This is a genomic window from Enterocloster sp. HCN-30185, from assembly GCF_037890305.1.
GTDB lineage: Bacteria > Bacillota > Clostridia > Lachnospirales > Lachnospiraceae > Enterocloster.
The window spans coordinates 277,723-298,655 of sequence record NZ_JBBKBT010000001.1 but is presented as its reverse complement, the minus strand read 5'-3'; the positions used below and the strand labels follow the sequence as shown (position 1 = coordinate 298,655).

At 37.8% G+C, this 20,933-nt stretch carries 17 protein-coding genes; 15 read left to right on the top strand and 2 right to left on the bottom strand.

Annotated features, from left to right (window positions below; translation table 11 throughout):
* Positions 1-51: 51 nt before the first annotated feature.
* From WKT10_RS01310 to WKT10_RS01270, 9 genes are read left to right on the top strand one after another with little or no spacing between them, the layout of a single operon-like run.
* A complete protein-coding gene (locus tag WKT10_RS01310; RefSeq protein ID WP_340274921.1) occupies positions 52-1,779 on the top strand; it encodes an N-6 DNA methylase in 1,728 nt (575 codons plus the stop codon).
* On the top strand, positions 1,780-3,540 hold the full coding sequence (locus WKT10_RS01305; RefSeq protein WP_066544725.1) for a type I restriction-modification system subunit M: 1,761 nt from the start codon (positions 1,780-1,782) through the stop codon (positions 3,538-3,540).
* Position 3,541: 1 nt separating this feature from the next.
* Complete coding sequence (locus tag WKT10_RS01300) at positions 3,542-4,840, top strand: restriction endonuclease subunit S (protein WP_066544723.1); 1,299 nt, start codon at positions 3,542-3,544, stop codon at positions 4,838-4,840.
* Positions 4,837-7,938, top strand: a complete 3,102-nt coding sequence (locus WKT10_RS01295; protein ID WP_081422848.1) for a type I restriction endonuclease subunit R — start codon at positions 4,837-4,839, stop codon at positions 7,936-7,938. The genes WKT10_RS01300 and WKT10_RS01295 overlap by 4 nt, the downstream gene beginning before the upstream one ends.
* Before the next feature lie 42 nt (positions 7,939-7,980).
* A complete protein-coding gene (locus WKT10_RS01290) occupies positions 7,981-9,828 on the top strand; it encodes a KAP family P-loop NTPase fold protein (protein ID WP_340274916.1) in 1,848 nt (615 codons plus the stop codon).
* 1 nt (position 9,829) lies between these two features.
* Positions 9,830-10,513 (top strand): hypothetical protein, encoded by a 684-nt coding sequence (locus WKT10_RS01285; RefSeq protein WP_066544717.1) that lies wholly within the window; start codon positions 9,830-9,832, stop codon positions 10,511-10,513.
* A gap of 2 nt (positions 10,514-10,515) precedes the next feature.
* Complete coding sequence (qatC, locus tag WKT10_RS01280; RefSeq protein WP_066544715.1) at positions 10,516-11,886, top strand: Qat anti-phage system QueC-like protein QatC; 1,371 nt, start codon at positions 10,516-10,518, stop codon at positions 11,884-11,886.
* A complete protein-coding gene (locus tag WKT10_RS01275; protein WP_055220281.1) occupies positions 11,883-12,611 on the top strand; it encodes a TatD family hydrolase in 729 nt (242 codons plus the stop codon). The genes qatC and WKT10_RS01275 overlap by 4 nt, the downstream gene beginning before the upstream one ends.
* Before the next feature lie 29 nt (positions 12,612-12,640).
* Positions 12,641-14,107, top strand: a complete 1,467-nt coding sequence (locus WKT10_RS01270) for an RNA-binding domain-containing protein (protein ID WP_066544714.1) — start codon at positions 12,641-12,643, stop codon at positions 14,105-14,107.
* 167 nt (positions 14,108-14,274) lie between these two features.
* Here WKT10_RS01270 and WKT10_RS01265 read toward each other — a convergent pair whose 3' ends face one another.
* Entirely contained in the window at positions 14,275-14,835 is a 561-nt protein-coding gene (locus WKT10_RS01265; RefSeq protein ID WP_066544712.1) for a helix-turn-helix domain-containing protein, read from the bottom strand.
* 653 nt (positions 14,836-15,488) lie between these two features.
* Here WKT10_RS01265 and WKT10_RS01260 point away from each other — a divergent pair.
* The 5 genes from WKT10_RS01260 to WKT10_RS01240 all read left to right on the top strand — a co-directional run bounded on the left by WKT10_RS01260 (position 15,489) and on the right by WKT10_RS01240 (position 19,364).
* Positions 15,489-15,683: a hypothetical protein gene (locus WKT10_RS01260; protein WP_066544710.1), complete on the top strand. Its 195-nt coding sequence runs from the start codon at positions 15,489-15,491 to the stop codon at positions 15,681-15,683.
* Between the two features lie 224 nt (positions 15,684-15,907).
* Complete coding sequence (locus tag WKT10_RS01255; RefSeq protein ID WP_002578393.1) at positions 15,908-17,131, top strand: tyrosine-type recombinase/integrase; 1,224 nt, start codon at positions 15,908-15,910, stop codon at positions 17,129-17,131.
* Positions 17,132-17,479: 348 nt separating this feature from the next.
* Positions 17,480-17,941 (top strand): Hsp20/alpha crystallin family protein, encoded by a 462-nt coding sequence (locus WKT10_RS01250; protein ID WP_066544708.1) that lies wholly within the window; start codon positions 17,480-17,482, stop codon positions 17,939-17,941.
* Between the two features lie 117 nt (positions 17,942-18,058).
* Complete coding sequence (locus tag WKT10_RS01245; RefSeq protein ID WP_340274907.1) at positions 18,059-18,577, top strand: peptidylprolyl isomerase; 519 nt, start codon at positions 18,059-18,061, stop codon at positions 18,575-18,577.
* Position 18,578: 1 nt separating this feature from the next.
* Positions 18,579-19,364 carry a GNAT family N-acetyltransferase gene (locus WKT10_RS01240; RefSeq protein WP_066544705.1) on the top strand — a complete coding sequence of 262 codons (786 nt, stop codon included), beginning with the start codon at positions 18,579-18,581 and terminating at the stop codon, positions 19,362-19,364.
* Here the strand turns inward: WKT10_RS01240 and WKT10_RS01235 are convergent.
* A complete protein-coding gene (locus WKT10_RS01235) occupies positions 19,297-19,980 on the bottom strand; it encodes a hypothetical protein (RefSeq protein ID WP_066544703.1) in 684 nt (227 codons plus the stop codon). The two genes, WKT10_RS01240 and WKT10_RS01235, sit on opposite strands and share 68 nt — an antisense overlap.
* Positions 19,981-20,153: 173 nt before the next feature.
* On the opposite strand from WKT10_RS01235, the gene WKT10_RS01230 reads away from it, so the two are divergent.
* The gene (locus tag WKT10_RS01230; protein WP_066544701.1) at positions 20,154-20,888 is read left to right on the top strand and encodes a YesL family protein; all 735 of its coding nucleotides are present in this window, start codon (positions 20,154-20,156) and stop codon (positions 20,886-20,888) included.
* The last annotated feature ends 45 nt before the right edge of the window (positions 20,889-20,933 follow it).

Genomic DNA, 20,933 nt, shown 5'->3' with positions numbered 1-20,933 from the left:
GGGTGCTATAGTAAAAATATGGAAATTGATTGTGAATAACCAAAGGAGGAAGTGGCATTGAAGACTTCGGTTAAAGAGCTAAAAGCAAAAGAAATCTCAAAAGTTGAAGAGATTAGCTGGAATATTTCAAACAGGATAAGAGAATTTGGAAATGCTTCTATGTACGGTGGGTTTTGTTTAGCATATGTGGCCTATGTATCCTTAAAAAATAAGATAACAGATATAAACCAGTTAAAAGAATATGTGGAGCTGACTTTTTCACCAGAAAGAGTCAGTTTCATAAAAGAAAATATTGGAAATTTATGGAATGTTGCAATAGAAATTTCAGAAGAATATTCAGAAGCTGCACTTTTAGCGACTGTTTTATGGTGGCAATTACAGGGGAATCGTTTCATGGGAGAATGTGAAACACCGCAGAGTGTCATAAAGCTGGCAAATGAGATTCTTCAGATTTCAAATGATAAGGTGGCAGATTTTTGCAGCGGAATTGGTTCGTTTCTTGTGAGTGCCATAGAAAAGAGTCCAGAATCACAATTTTATGGTACAGAGATTGTGCGAGATGTAAAAGAAGTGTCAGAAATCCGTACAGAATTGATATCTGATCGGGTAAAAATTGAGCAAAAATCAGTTTTAAATATAAAGGATAATTTGATGTTTGATAAAATATTCTGTGATTATCCATGGGGAATAAAAGCAAAAGACAGCATTGGAAGTAACGAAGCATTACAAGCAATATATGATGAGATACCAGAAGTAAAGAAGGTGGCAGCAGGAGACTGGATATTTATTATAAATGTCATGAATCACCTTAATAAAAATGGTAAGGCTGTTATTTCGGTAAGTAATGGAGTTACTTGGAATGGTGGAAATAATACAATCATTCGTGAAAAATTTATAAAACGAGGATTTGTGGAAGCAGTGATTGCTCTTCCGCAAAATTTATATTTAAATACAGGAATTGCATGTTCATTACTGGTGCTAAGCAGAAATAATAAAAATATAAGAATGATAGATGCAACAGAAATGGTATCGGTCGGACGGAGACAGAACATTCTTAGTGATGAAAATATTTCTGAGATTGTTGAATTGTTGAATACCGATGACAAAAATTCAAGACAGGTTTCTATTGAAGAGGTGGCGGAAAATGAATATGTTCTTAATCCTTCAAGATATCTTCAACAAGAAACAGTTGTAAAAAATGGTGTGCTTTTTGAAACTGTAATAAAGAATATAACAAGAGGAGCACAAATTAAAGCATCTGTTTTAGATGAAATTGTATCAGATAAACCGACGAACATGCAGTACTTGATGTTGGCAAATTTACAGGATGGAATCATTAGTGACGAACTTCCATATTTAAAGGGAATAGACTCTAAATATGAAAAATATTGTATAAAAAATGGAAGTCTGGTAATTTCCAAAAATGCATCGCCGGTGAAAATGGCGATTGCGTCTGTACAAGAAGGCAATAAGATTTTGGCAAATGGAAATCTCTATGTTATTGAACTGGATGAAGATAAGATAAATCCTTATTTCTTAAAAGCGTATCTGGAAAGCGAAAATGGGAAGGCGGCTTTATCCAGAGTCGCAGTAGGTGCTACCTTGTTAAATCTACCGGTGGAAGGATTAAAAAAGGTGATAATTCCGTTGCCGGATTTAGAAAGTCAGAAAAAAATTGCAGATCAATATTATGCGAAGCTAAGTGAGATTAAAGAATTAAAATACAAACTGGAAAAGGCAACAGAAGAACTGGAACATATTTATACGGAGGAAAAATAAATGAACGAGAATAATAAATTTGATGTAGTTGGAACCAATATAGCAGAAAAAGCGACGATGATCTGGAATGTAGCAGATATGCTTAGAGGACCATTCAAACCACATGAATATGGTTTGATAATCTTACCAATGACAGTAGTAAAAAGATTTCATGACTGCCTATTGTCGACGCATAAAGCAGTACTTGAAAAGTATGAGGAAGTAAAGAAATTTGCAGTTATTGATGGATTTTTGACAACAGCCTCTCAGTATCAGTTTTATAATATCAGCAAATATACATTTGATTCATTGCTTGCTGATCCGGAAAATATCGAAGCAAATTTTAGAGATTATTTAAATGGATTTTCTGCAAATGTCCAGGATGTGTTATCGAAGTTTGATTTTGACAACATTATCCGCAGAATGGTAGAAAGCAATACATTATATCTGGTTATCAAAGAATTCAATTCCCAGAAAGGTTACCTGGGACCGGATAAAATCAGTGCTGTAGATTGTGGTTATATTTTTGAGGATCTGGTAAAGCGATTTTCAGAGTCTTTCGGTGAAGAAGCAGGAGCACATTTTACCAGTAGAGATATCATTTATTTGATGACAGACTTGCTTTTATCCGATGCGGATCTGAGTAAGGGGGGAAATGTAACTGTGTATGATATGGCAATGGGAACCTCTCAGATGCTTAGCTGTATGGAAGAAAGAATTCAGGAATTAAATACAGAGATTGGCGTTACCTGTTTTGGTCAGGAGTTCAATCCGTCCACTTTTGCGATTGCAAAAGCAGATATGATGATTCGGGGTGGTGATCCGAATAATATGAGGTTCGGTGATACTTTGTCAGAAGATCAGTTTAGTGGCTATCAGTTCCAGTATATCATTTCCAATCCGCCTTTTGGAATCGACTGGAAAAGAGAAAAGGCAGCAGTGGAAGCAGAAGCAAAGAAAGGTGATCTGGGAAGATTTGCACCGGGACTTCCGAAAATATCAGATGGTCAGCAGTTGTTTGTATTAAATGGTCTTTCCAAGCTTGCACCAAATGGGAAAATGGCAATTATTCAGAACGGTTCGCCATTGTTTTCCGGAGATGCGGGAAGTGGACCGTCAGAAATCAGAAGATATATGCTTGAAAATGACTGGCTGGATGCAATCGTGCAATTAGGAACCGATATGTTTATGAATACAGGCATCAGTACCTACATCTGGATTTGTTCCAAAGATAAACCGTTGCATAGAACTGGAAAAGTGCAGTTGATAGATGCATCACATTGTTATGAAGCAAGAAGAAAAAGTATTGGAACAAAAAGAAATGATATTACGGATCAGTGTCGTGATTTGATTGTAAAGGCTTATGGTGCATTTGAAAATGATGCTGTATATGGAGATAAGGAAGGTATTTATTGCCAGAGCAAAATATTCGATACAGAGGAATTTGGATACCAGAAGATTGTCGTAGAACAACCCCAGAGAGATGAAAATGGAGAAATTGTATTAAAGAAGGGAAAGCCTGTAGCAGATACATCTCTGCGTGATACAGAAAATGTACCTTTGACAGAAGATATCAAGGAGTATTTCAAACGAGAAGTATTACCATATGCACCGGAAGCATGGATTGACAAGAAGAAAACGAAAAAAGGATATGAGATTCCAATGACAAGATATTTCTATGAATATCAGGCACCGGAACCAGTGGAAGAAATTGCAGTGCGTCTGCATGAACTGGAACTGGAAATTCAGAGCAGTTTGGATGCTTTGTTTGGGGGTGAATGATATGAGTAGGGAGATGAAAGATTCTGGGGTTGAATGGTTGGGAGAGATACCAGAGGATTGGGAAATCACAAAATTAAAATATTTAGGAACTTATATTAATGGATATGCATTTAAACCAGATGATTGGGGGAATACAGGAATTCGAATCATCCGTATTCAAGATTTGACTGGTTCTAATGATAAACCTAATTATTATAGCGGAAATTTAGATAATAAGTATCTAATCAAAAAAGGTGATATTCTAGTATCGTGGGCGGCAACATTAGAAGCTTTTATTTGGAAAAAAGATTATGGATGGTTGAATCAGCATATATTTAAAGCACTTCCTAATGAGGAAAGTATTTCACCAGAATATTTCTTTTGGCTACTGAAAGTTGTCATGGAAAATATGAATAATGACAATAAACATGGTATTTTTATGCAACATGTAACGTTAGGAATTTTTAATAATTTTTTTGCTCCGTTGCCCAATAAATATGAGCAGAAAAAAATTGCAGATTTTTTAGATGGACAATGTGAGAAAATAAATTTAGCAATAGAAAAATCTAAAGTAGCTATCGAGGAATATCGAAATTTAAAGCAGTCATTTATTACACAAATTGTAACCAAAGGGATCAATGAAAATGATACGATGAAGGAGAGCGGAACTGAGTGGATAGGTAAAATTCCGGCTTCATGGAAAGTAACACAACTACGACATTGTGCAAGTATAAGATCTGGGATTACATTGGGAAAAACATATTCAAAATATACTGAATTAGTTGAAATGCCATATTTAAGAGTAGCAAATGTCCAGGATGGTTATGTAGATACGAATGATATTGCTGTTCTTCAAGTAAGTAAAGATGAAATAGAGAAATATAGCATATCAGCTGGAGAAGTTCTCATGACAGAAGGAGGGGACAGGGATAAGCTGGGACGCGGTTGTGTATGGGATGGACGAATCACACCATGCTTGCATCAGAATCACATTTTTGCTGTTAAAGTAAAAGAGAAACTGTTAAATCCATATTATTTAGAATATTTAACAGCTTCATCTGTTGGACGTACTTATTTTGATGTTACTGCGGTAAAAACAACGAATCTTGCATGCACAAGTTCAAGTAAGGTGTTAGCATTCACAATTCCTTTGCCAAGTATAGATGAGCAGAATGAAATTGTAGATTATTTAAAAGAAAAATGTGGTTGTATTGAAACTGTTATTTTTAAGAAAGAGCAGTTCATAAGTGAACTGGAAAATTACAAAAAATCCCTGATTTATGAGTATGTTACCGGGAAGAAGGAGGTGCCAGAATCTTGAGCATAGATGTTACTACAGAGAAACGTTTTGAATCAGATATTGAAGAATTCTTTTTATCGCCAGCAGGTGGATATACACACAACCATGATACATACGATCCGCAGTTAGGTGTATATAAAGATACTTTGCTACGTTTTGTGCAGAAAACACAACCGAAGGAATGGAAGCGTTTTTTATTACAAAACAAAGTAGATCCAGAACGGAAATTTTGTCTTGCGTTCAATAATGCCTGTGATATGGATGGTCTCATTTCTGTGTTACGTCATGGTTTTAAACACAGAGGAATTCCATTTAAAGTCTGCTATTTTAAACCGGAATCAGGTCTGAATCAGACGGCGATGTCTTTATACGAAAAGAATGAGATTACCTGTAACAGACAATGGTTTTATTCCAATGATACACACAATTCTGTGGATATGGTTCTGGCTGTGAATGGAATTCCGGTATTTGCACTGGAATTAAAGAATCAGTATACCGGACAGAACGTAGATCATGCAAAACGGCAGTGGATGTATGATCGTGATCCAAGAGAAATTTGTTTTCAGTTCAATAAAAGAATTTTAGGGTATTTCTGCATTGATCAGTTGGAAGTCTGGATGACAACAAAGCTGGAAGGAAAGAATACATATTTTCTTCCATTCAATCAAGGTTCCAATGGTGCAGGAAAGGATGGCGGAAAAGGAAATCCGGCAAATCCGAATGGCTATCCGACGGCGTACTTCTGGGAGTATGTATTTCAGAAAGACAGTATGATGGATATCATTCAGAAGTTTATCCATTTGCAAATCAAAGAAGAAAAGAAACGTTTGTCGGATGGCACAGAGCAGGTTACGAAAAAGAAAACACTGATATTTCCAAGATATCATCAGTTGGATGTGGTGCGTAAGTTAATTGCAGATGTACGGAAAGAAGGAACGGGGCACAATTATCTGATCCAGCACAGTGCCGGATCTGGAAAATCAAATTCGATTGCCTGGACAGCATATAGACTGGCATCCTTGCATGATGCCAATGATATATCTGTTTTCAGCAGTGTTATTGTAGTGACAGATCGAACTGTGCTAGATGCTCAGCTACAGGAAACGATTTCAGGATTTGACCATACGATAGGTGCAGTAGAGACGATTGATGATAAAAAGAATTCAAAAAATTTGAGAGATGCAATTAATAATGGTTCAAGAATTATTGTAACTACTTTGCAGAAATTTCCGGTGATTTATCAGGAAGTGGATAAGGTGGCCGGAAGAAACTTTGCGATCATTGTTGACGAAGCACATTCTTCACAGACTGGAAGTTCGGCAATGAAATTGAAGGCCTCATTAGCAGATACAGAGGCAGCATTACGGGAATATGCAGAAATAGAGGGGAAAGCAGAAGATGAAATTGACAGAAATGATAAACTTGTTCAGGAAATGCTGACACATGGAAAGCATCCGAACTTATCATTTTTTGCATTTACAGCGACTCCGAAACCAGCGACATTAGAGATGTTTGGTAGCCAATGGACTGATGGAAGTTTTCATCCATTTCATATTTATAGTATGAGACAGGCGATTGAAGAAGGATTTATTTTGGATGTACTGCAGAACTACATGACATACAGTACTTGTTTCAAGATAGCAAAAGATACACCGGAAAATCCAGAGCTTCCAGAGAGCAGAGCAACAAAGATTATTAAAAAGTATGAGAAATTGCATCCATATAATATCAGCCAGAAATCGCAAATTATTGTAGAAACTTTTCGGGAAACGACCAAAAATAAAATTGATGGAAAAGGGAAAATGATGCTAGTCACAGACTCCAGACTGGCTGCAGTTCGATATTTCCATGAAATTAAACGGTATATTCAAGAACGGCATTATGCAGATATGGATATTTTAGCGGCATTTTCCGGCAGCGTGCAGGATGGTGACGAAGAATATACAGAATCTGGATTAAATGTCAGAAAAGATGGAAGTCATATATCAGAAGGACAGACCAAGGAAGAGTTTCATGATAACTTTAATGTCCTGGTTGTTGCAGAAAAATATCAGACGGGATTCGATGAGCCTTTGTTACATACTATGATTGTGGACAAAAAACTGAAAAATGTAAAGGCTGTGCAGACATTATCACGTTTGAACCGTACCTGCCCTGGAAAAGTAGATACATTTGTGTTGGATTTCGCAAATAAAAAAGAGGATATTCTAGAAGCATTTCAACCATTTTATCAGGAGACAAGTCTTGAGCAGGAAGTAAATGTGGATTTGATTTACCAGACAGAAAAAGAGCTTTTGGATTATGCGATTTATAATGAGAATGATATTAATGCTTTTATAGACGTATGGAATCATCCGGGAAGACAAGATGCAACTGCTATGGGAAAAATGACGAGTGTGTTGAAACCGATAGCAGACAGATACAATTTGAAGAATCCGGAAGAACGATATCAATTCAGAAGACTGGTAAGAAAGTTGATCCGATGGTACAGCTATATTACACAGGTAGTTCGCATGTTTGATGAAGATATGCATAAAGAATATTTGTTTCTGAGTTATCTGATTGGACTGCTTCCAGAAGAAAAAGAAGAGCCAGTTGATCTGGATGGAAAATTGAAACTGGAATATTATAAGCTGCAGAAAACATTCGAAGGTGCAATAACACTGGAGAAAGTTGATGGTCAGTATGTTCCTTCCAAGAAACAGGGAGTACAGGGAAACAGACAGAAAAGCACATTGGATGAAATATTGGACAAGATTAATGAAAAGTATAAAGGGCAGTTTTCAGAAGGTGATCGGGTAATGCTGGGTGCTTTGCATGATAAATTGATTGCAGATGATAAACTGGAAAGTTCGGCTCGCACTTCTGATCCAAGAATATTTACAGAAAGTATTTTTCCATCAGCGTTTGGAAATGCAGCAATGGAAAGCTATATGGAGGCCCAGGACAGTTATGGATCACTGTTTGAGGACAAAAGCAAGTACGATGCTGTAATGAGTGCGTTAGCAGGGGTGATTTATAGGGAAATGCGTTCTAAAAAGACCGTGGACTACCGGAAAGTTGAACGAGATGAGCAGGTTCAAATGGTGGCGGAAGAACCAGCTAAATATGGAAAGTAAAAAAGAAACTATGATGGTATGAAAAGGCAAGGGAGGGTTTTTATGTGGCTAGATAATGCGTCAGATATTGATATTTTATTTTATGAGCCGTATGCAAGAATAATTGCCGATATTGCAAAAAATGAACAATATAATCCATTGACAGTCGGTGTGTTTGGATTATGGGGAGCAGGAAAATCAACCTTATTGAAGTTAATAGGTGAAAAACTTAAGAGTCAGGACGGAATTATTTGTGTAACTATTAATGCATGGATGTTTGAATCATATGACGATGCTAAAACCGCAATTATGGAGGCTTTATTACAGGAACTTAAAGAAGAAGTTCCTGTAGAAGAAACTAAAAAGAAATTGGGAAAATTAATAAAAAGAGTTGACTGGTTTAAGTTAGGAACAAAAGCAATATCCACGCTTGCACCTGTAGTTGCAAGCGTGGCCACAGGAAATCCATTGCCTATGTTGTTAAATGTAACGGGAAGTGCTGAAGAAATTGGAAATACAGTCAAAAATGCAGCAAATTCCATACAATCATTAAAAGATGAATATTGGAAAGAGGAAGATGTATCAAATGATGAAAGCACGATAAACAATATCAGAAAATTTAGAGAGGAATTTTCTGATGCATTGAAAAGTGACGATATTAAAAATGTAGTTGTAATGATAGATGATTTAGACAGATGTCGTCCAGAACGAATAATTGAAATATTGGAAGTAATTAAACTATTCTTGTCTGTTGACAGGACAACATTTATTATTGCTGCAGATGAAAATGTTATAAAGTACTCTATCCGTGAAAAGTATCCACCAATGAATGGATTTGATGTAGAACTGGACAAAGAATACATTGAAAAAATTATTCAACTGCCAATATATATTCCGGAGTTATCGGCAAAGGATATACAAAATTATCTATTATTACTGGTCACACAAAGCTATTTGGAACAAGAGAGTTTTAAGCATCTAATAGATAAGATATTTGAAGAAAAAAGAACAATTTCTGGGGATGTAATTACATTAGAAGAAATTAATAAGTTGATTGATGAGTTAGGGTTGAATTGGCAGGATGGGGGAAAAACAGCTTTTAAAGAAACGGCGAAAATTATTGATGAAATAAGGGAAATTGTTGCTTCTACATTGAAAGGCAATCCACGCCAGGCAAAACGTTTTTTGAACACATTTATTACCAAACGCCAGTTGGCAAAAATTTATTATGGTGATGAAATTGATATTTCCATTTTAGCTAAATTATTAGTGCTGCAAAAGCTGGATAATGACTTGTTTATACAATTGAATGAATGGAATAAAGAATTTGATACTGAAAATAAAGAATTTAAGGAAATTCGAACAAAAGTGAAGGAAGGAAAGGTTGATGCTCAGAATCCGTGGAACACAGCACAAATAAAAAAGTGGCTAGAATGCAAACCTGTTGAATTAGAAAAATATCGATTGGAAAAATATTTTTATTTGACAAGAGAAAATTTGAAAAGATTTAGTATTGACGAGTCTGGATTCAGTAAAAATACGAAAGAAATTTTAGAAAGAATTGGACGAGCTAAATCTGGTCAAATGGTGGCTATTATAAAAGATATGAAAAAATTGAGTGCAGAAGAAATTGCGGATACATTTAAGGTTGTTGCATCTAAAATCGAAAAAGGTGAAATGAAATTTTTTGTTGTAAGAGATTTGTTTTTGAATTTTGATGCATATAAAGGAAAAATAGTGGATGCAATTGGGAAATCAACAGTTCCTATTAAAGCAGGTGATATGGCTGCATTAAGAACAATGTATAATAGTGATATGGAAAATATGAATACTGTATTAGAAAACATGGTAAAAAGAGGAACGTTAACAGACGAGCAGATTACAGAAATAAAAGAGCAGAGGGAAAGCTAATATGGGTACATCAAAAGGATATATAGCACCAACAACACCGCATTGGTCAACCGCAAAAAGAGCAGTGACGGCCTTTATAAATAATAGAGACTTTGATTCTAAAGCAAAAGCGGCCAGTAAATATGCAACCGCAATGAAAAAAGATATGTCGACAGGTGGTAGTTTTCAATCGGCGGCAGCAGGAGTCTTAGGTTTTGCACAAAAGGTTGCCTCTGGAGGCATAGATAATGCATTACGTGAGTATCATCGTGAAGATCTTATTGGAAAATCGTCAGAAGTTGTTTGGACAGAATTACTTCATGAATTTACAAATTATGGTGCATCGGTAGAAGATAATATGGCAGCGGATGCATTGTCACAGGCTATGGAGAATTTAGAAATAGAAGATATTGCGGATATAGGGAATGTTTCAGTTGATATATTACTGAAGGAAATGTTGAAAGAATACATAAAAGAAAACTTTGATTTTCGATATGAAGAAAAAATATCCAAAGGGAAAACACCTGCACAAACATCTGCAATTTTAAATGACATGCATGAATATATAGAAAACAGTATTGACGGTGATTTGAACTTGGATAATTTGAAATCGGTTGATTTTTCTAACATGGGAACATCACAAATTGTGGAGGATGCATTAAGCGATGCCTTATCTGTATTTGAAAAGTATTATGGGGAGGATTAAGGATGCAGTTTTGGATTGATAAAGAACAAGAGAAAAAACCAGATGCTGAATGGAAAGATGCATATGTCTTTTCAATTAACCGAAAAAAATATAGTACGATTTTTACCAACATAACGGATAGCTGGTACCGAATGGATCAACTGCAGATTTCTACAATATACGAAGATTTGTTCATAATAGGTTTGAGTATTTTTGCTTTGGATAAAAGAGTGTCCAGAAGAAAATTTAAAGACTGTTGGACTAGAGAGATAAGCGTATCTATTCCAGTATTAGAATATGAGAAATGGAAGCGTACGGAATTGCAATGGGAAAACATACTGGGATTTTTGACAGGGGATCATTGGCATATTACATTTAGAAAAAGTGAGATAATATATAGTTATAGGGAACATGCAAATAGAATTCATTTGAATGTTCAAAACTGTAATTGTGTATGCTTGTTTTCTGGAGGATTGGATTCTTTTTGTGGTGCGATTAAACTGTTAGAACAAGGGGAGTCTCCTTGTCTAATCGGACACAATGAATATCCTAAACTTGCAAAAAGACAGAATTTATTTGCCAGGACTTTTCAGGATCTTTATCCAGAACAATTCGTTAAATTTATTAGTTTTACAGCAAATTCCAGAGCTCCTATAAGTGAAAAAGAAGGAATATTAAAGGGGAGTGAAAATACCTCTCGTGGCAGATCATTACTGTTTTTATGTGCAGCACTTAGTGTGGCTGGTATTTTGGGAGAAAATGTACCGGTTTATATTCCAGAAAATGGATTTATCGGACTCAATATTCCATTAACGGGAGGAAGAAAAGGGACTTGCAGCACAAGAACTACTCATCCGTACTTTTTAAGACAATTTAATGATATCTTAGAAAAGGTAGGAATAAAGAATACTATTACCAATTTTTTCGCGTACAATACAAAGAGAGAGATTGTAGGACAAGTTAAAGATACAGATGCATTTAAAAGCTGTTATGCAGATACAATTTCATGCTCACATCCTTGTTTAGCAAGATATAATAAAAAGGGCTCTAAAGAATATCCTGTAAACTGTGGATACTGTTATCCGTGTTTGATACGCAAAAGTTCACTTTTGGACATAGATGAGATAAAAAAATATTCTTATCAGGGAGAAGCTTATGATTTTTTGATAGAATATGAAGAAAGTGAGAAGAGTGCAGATTTAAGAGCGGTGCTTGGAAGTATCTATCGTTGTAAACATTCTTCGGATAAAGAATTAAAAAGATATATTAGATGCGTAGGAGAATTAACAGAAGAGGAAGTTGAAAAATTTTTATCATTATACAAGAAAAGTATAGAGGATTTAGTACAACTTTTTTCCGCAGATCAGAGAATGAAGGAGTATCTGGGATTATGATTCAACACCTTATTGATACACACTTTCATCTGGATTATTACAAAGAGCATCAGAAAATATATGACGGAATAAATGAAAGAAAACAATATACATTGTGCATGACGAATTCGCCTGGAGTATATATATCCTGTAAACGCATATATCCGGAAACAAAATATTTGAAATTTGCACTTGGATTCCATCCACAGGATGTATCACTGAAAGATGCGGATTTTTATGATTTTATGCAATTGGTAAATACAACTAATTATGTAGGAGAAATAGGACTTGATTTTTCAAGACAAAGTTATATTTCGCGTAATAAACAATGTATGTATTTTGAGCAAATTGTAAGAGTGTGTGCAGAAAAGGATAAATTAATGTCTGTGCATCTTAGAAGAGCGGAGGAAGAAGCAATATCTATTTTGAAAAAATATCGTCCTCGTAGGTGCATTATTCATTGGTTTAATGGAAACGGAGAGCAATTGCAACAATTAGTGGATATAGGATGTTATTTTTCACTTAATTCTAACATGGTAACAAATGAAAAGAATAAAGAAAAATTGTATTTGATACCAAAAACAAGAGTATTAATTGAAAGTGATGGACCGTTTACAAAAATTGATGGAAAAAAGTACACATTTAACAACTTAATAAAAATATACGAGTTAGTTGCACGATATTATAATGAACCAGACATTATTAAGATGGTTTATGCTAATTTTCGAGATATTCTTTCAAAATAGTGTTAATTGCAAAGTTAGAGGGTGATTTTATGGCAATACGATCAATAGAATATCTGCAAAGCCTTGTCCGGGAACTTGCAAAACTTCCGGATGAGACTGAGTGGGTAGAATTTAAATGTAATAATAAACAGCCACAGATGATTGGTGAATATATTTCTGCTTTGAGCAATTCAGCAGCATTATGCGAACGACCAAAAGCATATCTTGTTTGGGGTATGGATGATGCAACGCACAAAATTGTAGGCACTGAATTTCAGTATCGCAAAATGAAAAAGGGAAATGAAGAATTGGAAGCATGGCTTTCCAGGATGCTTTCACCAAGAATTAATTTCCGATTTTTTGAGGTTCCGATGGATGAAGGAATGGTTGTGCTGATGGAGATTCCTTGTGCAGAAAAACAGCCGGTACAGTTCGCTGGTGGGGAGTATATAAGAATTGGAACAAATAAAAAGAACTTAAAAGAGTATCCGGATAAAGAAAGAGAATTGTGGAGAACATTTGATTCCACACCATATGAATTGCGAATTGCGATGGGAAATCTGAATGAGGATGAAATGGTGTCATTACTGGATTATTCTAAATATTATGACAAACTTGAAATGCCGATTCCGAGAAATCGAGATAAGGTACTAGAAGACCTGCAACATGAAAAATTTATTATGAAAAATGATGCCGGGACATGGGATATCACGAATATGGGTGCTTTGATGATTGCAAAAGATTTGAAAAAATTCGAATCTTTGCATAGGAGATCGGTTCGAGTTATTTGGTACAAGGAAAATTCCAGATTGGATGCTATAAGAGAAAAGGAATTTTGTGCAGGTTATGCATTTTCACATGAAGAAATCGTGCAGTATATTATGACAATTATTCCGCAAGAAGAAGTCATTGTGGAAACTACGAGAAAATCTGTTGTCAGTTTTCCAGAAATCGCTATCCGTGAGTTGCTGGCAAATGCTATGATACATCAGGATCTTCAGCAAAGGGGAACGAATCCAATGGTGGAGGTGTTTAAAAATCGAATCGAGTTTTCAAATGCCGGAGCACCATTGGTGGCAATCGAAAGAATTGTAGATTCGGTGCCAGTATCCAGAAATGAAAACATTGCCGGATTTATGCACAAATGTGGTATTTGTGAGGAGCGTGGCAGTGGTTATGATAAGATTGTTGAAGCAACCGGTAAAAATGAGCTGCTTGCTCCGAGAATTGAAAATCAGAATAACCAATTCACAAAAGCAATATTGTTTGCAAAAGTACCATTTGAATTAACTACCAAAGAAGATCGGATGCGGACTTGCTATATGCAGGCGTGTCTAGCATATGTCAATTTTGAAGGTATTTCTAATTCAGATATTCGAAAAATATTTGGTCTGGGAGAAAAAGAGAAGGCCAAGGCATCAAGACTTCTTACCAGTGCTGTCGAAGGTGGATATATTAAAGTAATGGACCCGGATACAGCACCAAGATATAAAAAGTACATTCCATATTGGGCATAATTTAAGTTTCGCTAAGTTTCACTTATATAAGCATGTGAGAGAATCTTAATAGAAAAATATGCAAAAAAGGCACTGAAAACAATGGATTATCGGTTTTTCAGTGCCTTTTCCTTGAGTAAAAAGAAAAAAATATAATAAATTTAAGTTTTGCTAAGTTTCACTAAGCTCTACTCGCTTGATTTCAGCCACTGTTTCGACGGTTCCCGTTTACCACAATCATCACAGGTCTGTGGCCAGTTGATTTTCCATTCAAAATATTCATCTCTGGTAATCGCACCAGATGTCAGTTCTTCTTTTCTAAGTGTCCATTCTTTTAGAAAATCATTGAGAATCCCATAATTAAACCACATACCAATAGGCGGATGAGCAGGCCAACTATCAGAATCATGGTAGCGGATAGCGGTATCGCCACTGGAATTTGATTTTTCGCTTGGATAAGTCTCTAATTGAAAGAGATTAATCATGCCAGGATTAAATTCGTCAATCCAGAACAGGATTTCCATCAGTTCAGAAGCATTCATCGTAGTTGGCTCATGCAGTGTCAGTGGATTCACATCCAAAATCTTAGCCATTTCAGTAACCAGATCTTTACGGGGAACCCGGTAATTAGTTTCATATTGGGCAAGGCGGTTTGCACCTTTATCGCCCCAGCCAAGAGCTGCACCGAGTTCTGCCTGTGTCATATTCCGGAATGTCCGGATTTTTTTTATTTTATCACCAATTGTCATATCAGATTTCCTGCTTTCTATTTGATAATTCCATTTTACTATCAAAATCTCAGAATGTAAACAGAAACATTCGCAACTAAGCGAATGAAATACTTGACATTAACATTAAAGCGAATTATAATGACAGAACAATAAAGTTCGCATTAAAGCGAAAGTGAAAGCTGAAATGTAAATATTTTGTGAATTATCGCAAAAGCAGGTTGGTAAATCGCTTCTGTCGGACTTTATTAGTGAAAGGATTTTTTAAAATTCCAAAAATCGAATAACATTTTATCCTCACAGGGCTGTATAGATGAGGGGATATTTAAAATCCTTCTTGTACCTTGAAAATTGAATGAGCTGTACACCATATTTTCCTTTATAGAAAATGTAGCTAACACAGATGCCAAGATCCATAGCTTTTTATGGGGAGCGTTGAAGATACTCCGGAAACGGTCGGTATGTTTGGAAAGAAGCTGCCGACATTCAGAATAATTCTGATAGAGGTTGATTGTAACATTGACAGCAGGTGTACAAATGGAAGCCAACACGCCGAACGGAATGGAAAATCATTGTAAGAAGTCTAAACAAAAAGTAGAGTGTACTGACAACGGGCATAACCGCTGTCTGGGAGGTGATGCAGAAGAATACGGAGGAAAGGAGGTATGTGCATCATGAGAAAAACAACAGAGTATAAGATTGAGAATCGTCTGGCGGTAGATATTGAAGGATTAATGGCAATGTTATCCTGCGGAGAAGTAACTGCAAAGAAAATTGCAGATTATGCAGAAGCAAGAGTGATTGTTGGAAGACGTGTTCTCTATAACGTGGATAAGATAAAAAAATATCTTGATGCAATGGCAGTGTAATGAAAGATAAGAAGATAAAATACAACAACTTTCCTTCGGAATGAAAAGTGAAAAGTATTCCTGTAAAAAAGGCAAATAAAAATTAGCATTTTGCAGGAATCCACCCTTGGAAATCATAAAATATTATGTTAATCTGTGAGCAGATATCAGACAGTAAATGACTGATACCGACAGGACAAAAATCATTCCGAATAACGAAAAATGAAGTGAAAGGAATGATTGATATGGCAAGAAAAGATAATAAAGGAAGAAATTTAAAAACAGGTGAATACCAGCGTCCGGATGGACGTTATGAGTATCGCTACAAGGATGAAATTACTGGAAAGCGTAATTCGGTTTATGCAGCTGATCTGGCGAGTCTGCGAGAAATGGAAAAGAAGATCAATAAGGATATGGAGGATCTGCTTATTACAGACGCATCAGTCAAGAAGCTGACTGTAAATACGTTGTTTGAGCGATACATGGCAACAAAGAATATCAAGGAAAGAACGAAAAAGAATTATATCCGTATGTGGGACTACCGGATACGAAATACTTTGGGAAACATTCGTGTTGTAGATTTTAAGACATCTCACGTAAGGATGTTCTTTTCCGCATTGTCAGATGAAGGACTGGCACACAGTACGATCAAAGGTCTTTATGGCTTATTGAATCCCAGTTTTGAACTGGCAGTGGATGATGGGATTATCCGCAAGAATCCGGTAACAGGAACACTTGGAGATTATGGGGCTCCAGCAAAGGAGAAAGAAGCACTGACACTGGAACAGCAGGAAAAACTTCTGAAGTTTGTTGAACAGAGTAATGTGTATAAGCCTCATCTTCCAATGATGCAGGTTATGTTTGGGGCTTGCCTGAGAGTGAGTGAAACCATCGGCTTAACCTGGTCGGATGTGGATATGAAGAATCGGGAGATCCATGTAGGTGGACAGCTTGTATATTATGAAGGTGATGAAGGATATTGTTTCCATGATTCAGAAACCAAAACGGATGCAGGAATCAGAGACATTCCTATGACACAGATGGTATATGATGCGTTCCGTAAACAGAGAGAGCTGAACCTGATGCTTGGTTTGCAGAGTAATGTAGAGATTGGTGGACGCAGTGGATTCATCTTCAATACAAAGCATGGACGTCCGATTATGCCAGCGGGAGTGAACAGCTTTCTGAAAAATATTGTCAATGCCTATAATAAGAAAGAAAGCAAACTGGCAGAAGAAGAGAAACGAGAGCCGGAGCTGATGCCTCCCATTTCATCGCATACCCTTCGTCATACGGGATGTACCAGATTGGGTGAGAACAATGTCAATCCTAAAGTTATGCAGTATGTCATGGGCCATTCGGATGCACAGATCACAATGAATGTCTACAATCATATTGCAGAGAAGTCTCATGTGGAGAACGAGATGTCTAAAATGAATCTGCCAGAAACCGTACCTGCTGTGGTATAAACCAGAAGTCGTTGTCGTAAAATGTGGTAAGAAAATCAGACGAATATATTTTTCCAAGAATTTGTGGTAAAAATGTGGTCAAATCAAGAAAATCGAGTGCGAAAGTAAGTGAAAAATCCCTGTGAAGCCCGTAAAATCAAGGCTTCACAAAATCTTCACAAAATAATTAGCACTCACCTCTTGACATTGCTAATAATAAGTGTTATATTACAGCTAGAACAAAGGGAAAGAGTTCAGAAGCAGGAACTTGATTCCGGAGGTTCCCATAGTGGATCGGCAGACGGATTGGAAGATATAAGATCGCAGATCACAGATCCAAAAAGGTTTCACGAAAAGGAGAGATGATTTATGTTGATGCCTAGTATTTTTGGAGAAGATATGTTTGACGAGTTTATGAGAGATTTTCCGTTTTTTGATGAAAGAGATGAAAGAAGAGCTGAAAAAAAGCTGTACGGACGCAGAGGCAAAAATCTGATGAAGACCGATGTGAAAGAGACAGACCAGGGGTATGAGCTGGAAATGGATCTGCCCGGATTTACAAAAGATGAGGTTAAGGTTTCTCTGGAAAATGGCTATTTGACCATTCAGGCAGCCAAAGGGCTGGATCAGGATGAGCAGGAAAAGGATACTGGACGCTATATCCGCAGGGAGCGGTATGCAGGAGCCTGTGAGCGTTCCTTCTATGTAGGAGAGAACATGGTTGAGGAAGATATAAAGGGTGAGTTTAAGCACGGTATTTTAAAGCTGTTTATCCCGAAAAAGGAAGAAAAGCCTGCTATAGAGCAGAAGAAATATATTATGATTGAATAATGGTTTTCCAGTGGGAAGGCCGTCCGGAGAAGACGCCGGGCGGCCTTCCTTTTGCTGGACAAATTCCCTGTGATTTGGTATAGTGGAACAAGATTAAATGAAAAGGAGATTATGAGAATGGCAAATCCAGTTATTACTATTACCATGGAAAATGGCGATGTGATGAAGGCAGAGTTATATCCTGAGATTGCTCCCAACACAGTTAATAATTTTATCAGCCTTGTATCGAAAGGATACTATGACGGACTGATCTTTCACCGCGTGATCAGCGGATTTATGATCCAGGGCGGCTGCCCTCAGGGAACAGGCATGGGCGGCCCCGGCTACTGCATTAAGGGTGAGTTTTCCCAGAACGGCTTTAAAAATGACTTAAAGCATACAGAGGGCGTTCTGTCCATGGCAAGGGCAATGCATCCTGATTCTGCAGGCTCTCAGTTCTTTATCATGCATAAAACATCTCCTCATCTGGACGGCGCATATGCGGCATTTGGAAAGATCACAGAGGGCATGGAGGTCGTAAACCGGATTGCAGATGAGCGCACCGATTACAGCGACCGCCCGTTAAACGAGCAGAAGATCAAGTCCATGACAGTTGATACATTTGGAGAGACATATCCGGAACCGGAGAAGTACTGAGATGACAAAGGAGCGCAGAATCCGTATTGATGGAACGGATCACAGGCTTCTGATATCAGATGAACCACAGGCCCTTCTGGCGGCGAAAGCTGCCGGAAGGGCTGTTTTGGGTGTAGAGAATGCTGTGCAGGGCGATTGGAGTCTGAGAGGGATCCCCTATGTGGTTCCTGGCTGGGAGTATGATACAGAAGAGTTGGAGGAGCTGATCCTTCGGCGTCATCTGGGGCTTCCCTGGATGATCGATCTCACTGAACGGCTGATGATACGGGAGTTTGTAAAAGGGGATGTTAAGCAGATTCCTGAGGAGGAATACGCCGGGGAAGAGGCGGTTTTCCGGTCGGAAGAGACTATGGAGCAGTATATCCGCAGTCAGTATGCTTTTTATGAATACGGTACCTGGGCGCTTGTGCGCAGGGAAACAAATGAGCTTGTGGGGATGGCAGGAGTATCATCGCCGGGGGCGGAAATATTTGAGCAGTATGCTTTGAGGAAACTTCCCGAAAAAAGCCAGTGGCTGGAGCTGGGATATCATATTTTTGAACCTTACCGGAAATTGGGATATGCAAGGGAGGCAGTGACAGCCATTGCAGAGTACGCCCATGAGGTACTGTCAGCAGAACTTCTGGCGGTGATCCATGAAAAAAACCAGGCCTCCCGCGCAGTGGCGGAATGCCTGGGTATGAGAGTGGTTGAAGAAAGAAAATTAAGCCATAGGGATGTTACGGCTCAAGGGAACGGAACAGATAGGAAATGGCCCCAAGGATATCTTCTTTATGCTGAGTGTTAGAGATCACAGCCAGATAGGGCGGCTCCATGATAATACCCGTATCATCCTTTAAAGAGGATTTTTCCAGAGAAACGGCAGCGGGGATTTTTTCACCGTCTGTGGTTGTCGTATAGAGAAACTGATCCTCCAGCTGGCTGCAAAGCTCCTTCGGCAAAAGCTCACTAAGATCCAGGTAAGCATCCAGAGTTTCGTAATGGCGGATGGTAGCCTCATCAGCGATCATAATATCCAGCATTCCTCCGGATACAAGAGCGGCGATTTTTGCCATGCTGGCATATGAATACTGGGACATGGTTTCCTCATTTGTATCCAGAAACAGGCCTTCATTGATCTCGATAATATCCTTTTTCCCACAGTCCAGGGCTTCCCTCAGTCCTGCCATCAAAGGCTCGGTACTGGAATTTCCGCCGGAACGGTCATTGATAACCGCCATGGAAAGCCGGGTGGTAAATGACTGCCGGTACAAAGAGGTGCCGATCACCCAGAGGATTACCATAGCAATGAATGCTAACAGCATATGGAATTTGTAGTATTCCCAGATATACCAGATCCTGTCCTTCCAGGACATATGTTTGAGTTTTTCTTTTTCTTCCTGAGCTTCTTGCCGTAAAGTCATTCGTGTCGCTTCCTCCGTTTGCAGATTTTTACTGTCAGCAGGCTGTTGCTGATGATACCATTTATTATAGGCTATTTCACATCCTCCTGCAACTATTTTGAGTTTGCGCATTTGGGGCTGATATGGTACAATATTCTGTGATATTTTTATTTTAAGAAAGAAGAGGGTATATTATGCTTCAAGGCCTGTTTAATTATGACAATCCCGTCTGGCGCTTTATCGGAAAGCTGGGAGATTTGATTCTTTTGAACATTCTGTGGATTGTGTGTTCCATTCCAATTGTCACTGCGGGAGCTGCTACAACGGCTGTGTACTATGTGACTTTGAAACTGGTCCGAGATGAAAATGACGGTACGATCAAAAACTTTTTCCATTCCTTTAAGGAGAATTTTGTGCAGTCTACGATTATATGGGTGATTCTGCTGGCTGCAGGCGCGCTTTTGGCATTTGACTTCTGGTTCTTTCTTACAGGCCAGATGAACAGTCTTACAGGTGTTCCCAAGCTTTTGATGACGGCTGTATTCGGAGGCTTTCTGATGCTGTATATCTTTATCAGCACCTATGTGTTTGCCCTTCAGTCCCGGTTTTATAATCCGGTGAAGCGGACGCTGTTTAATGCCTTCTTCATGTCCGTGCGCCATCTGCTTCAGACCATTGGTATCATTGCTTTGGATGTGCTTACAGCTGCGGCTGCTTATTTCGGTGTGTTTTTCCTGCCTCAGGTAGCCATGCTGTTAATTCTGTTTGGATTTCCCCTGATTGCCTTTATCAATTCCTATTTCTTTACGGCAATTTTCCAGAAATATATGCCAAAGAAAGAGGAGCATAAGGAAACAGACATGGTTCCTCTTATGGATGACGATAATAAAGAAGTAGAAGAAGCCATTAACAATTTAAAAGGAAATTGATTCACATGTTGTGAAAGCTGTCGGAAAATGATCCGACAGCTTTTT

Bases quoted from the DNA above. Each gene is read 5' to 3' on its own strand.
- WKT10_RS01245 (WP_340274907.1), top strand. From the start codon at position 18,059: ATGGCAAATCCAGTTATTACTATTACCATGGAAAATGGCGATGTGATG.
- WKT10_RS01230 (WP_066544701.1), top strand. From the start codon at position 20,154: ATGCTTCAAGGCCTGTTTAATTATGACAATCCCGTCTGGCGCTTTATC.
- WKT10_RS01240 (WP_066544705.1), top strand. From the start codon at position 18,579: ATGACAAAGGAGCGCAGAATCCGTATTGATGGAACGGATCACAGGCTT.
- WKT10_RS01305 (WP_066544725.1), top strand. From the start codon at position 1,780: ATGAACGAGAATAATAAATTTGATGTAGTTGGAACCAATATAGCAGAA.
- WKT10_RS01260 (WP_066544710.1), top strand. From the start codon at position 15,489: ATGAGAAAAACAACAGAGTATAAGATTGAGAATCGTCTGGCGGTAGAT.
- WKT10_RS01270 (WP_066544714.1), top strand. From the start codon at position 12,641: ATGGCAATACGATCAATAGAATATCTGCAAAGCCTTGTCCGGGAACTT.
- WKT10_RS01290 (WP_340274916.1), top strand. From the start codon at position 7,981: ATGTGGCTAGATAATGCGTCAGATATTGATATTTTATTTTATGAGCCG.
- WKT10_RS01235 (WP_066544703.1), bottom strand. From the start codon at position 19,980: ATGACTTTACGGCAAGAAGCTCAGGAAGAAAAAGAAAAACTCAAACAT.
- WKT10_RS01255 (WP_002578393.1), top strand. From the start codon at position 15,908: ATGGCAAGAAAAGATAATAAAGGAAGAAATTTAAAAACAGGTGAATAC.
- WKT10_RS01250 (WP_066544708.1), top strand. From the start codon at position 17,480: ATGTTGATGCCTAGTATTTTTGGAGAAGATATGTTTGACGAGTTTATG.
- WKT10_RS01300 (WP_066544723.1), top strand. From the start codon at position 3,542: ATGAGTAGGGAGATGAAAGATTCTGGGGTTGAATGGTTGGGAGAGATA.
- qatC (WP_066544715.1), top strand. From the start codon at position 10,516: ATGCAGTTTTGGATTGATAAAGAACAAGAGAAAAAACCAGATGCTGAA.
- WKT10_RS01285 (WP_066544717.1), top strand. From the start codon at position 9,830: ATGGGTACATCAAAAGGATATATAGCACCAACAACACCGCATTGGTCA.
- WKT10_RS01275 (WP_055220281.1), top strand. From the start codon at position 11,883: ATGATTCAACACCTTATTGATACACACTTTCATCTGGATTATTACAAA.
- WKT10_RS01265 (WP_066544712.1), bottom strand. From the start codon at position 14,835: ATGACAATTGGTGATAAAATAAAAAAAATCCGGACATTCCGGAATATG.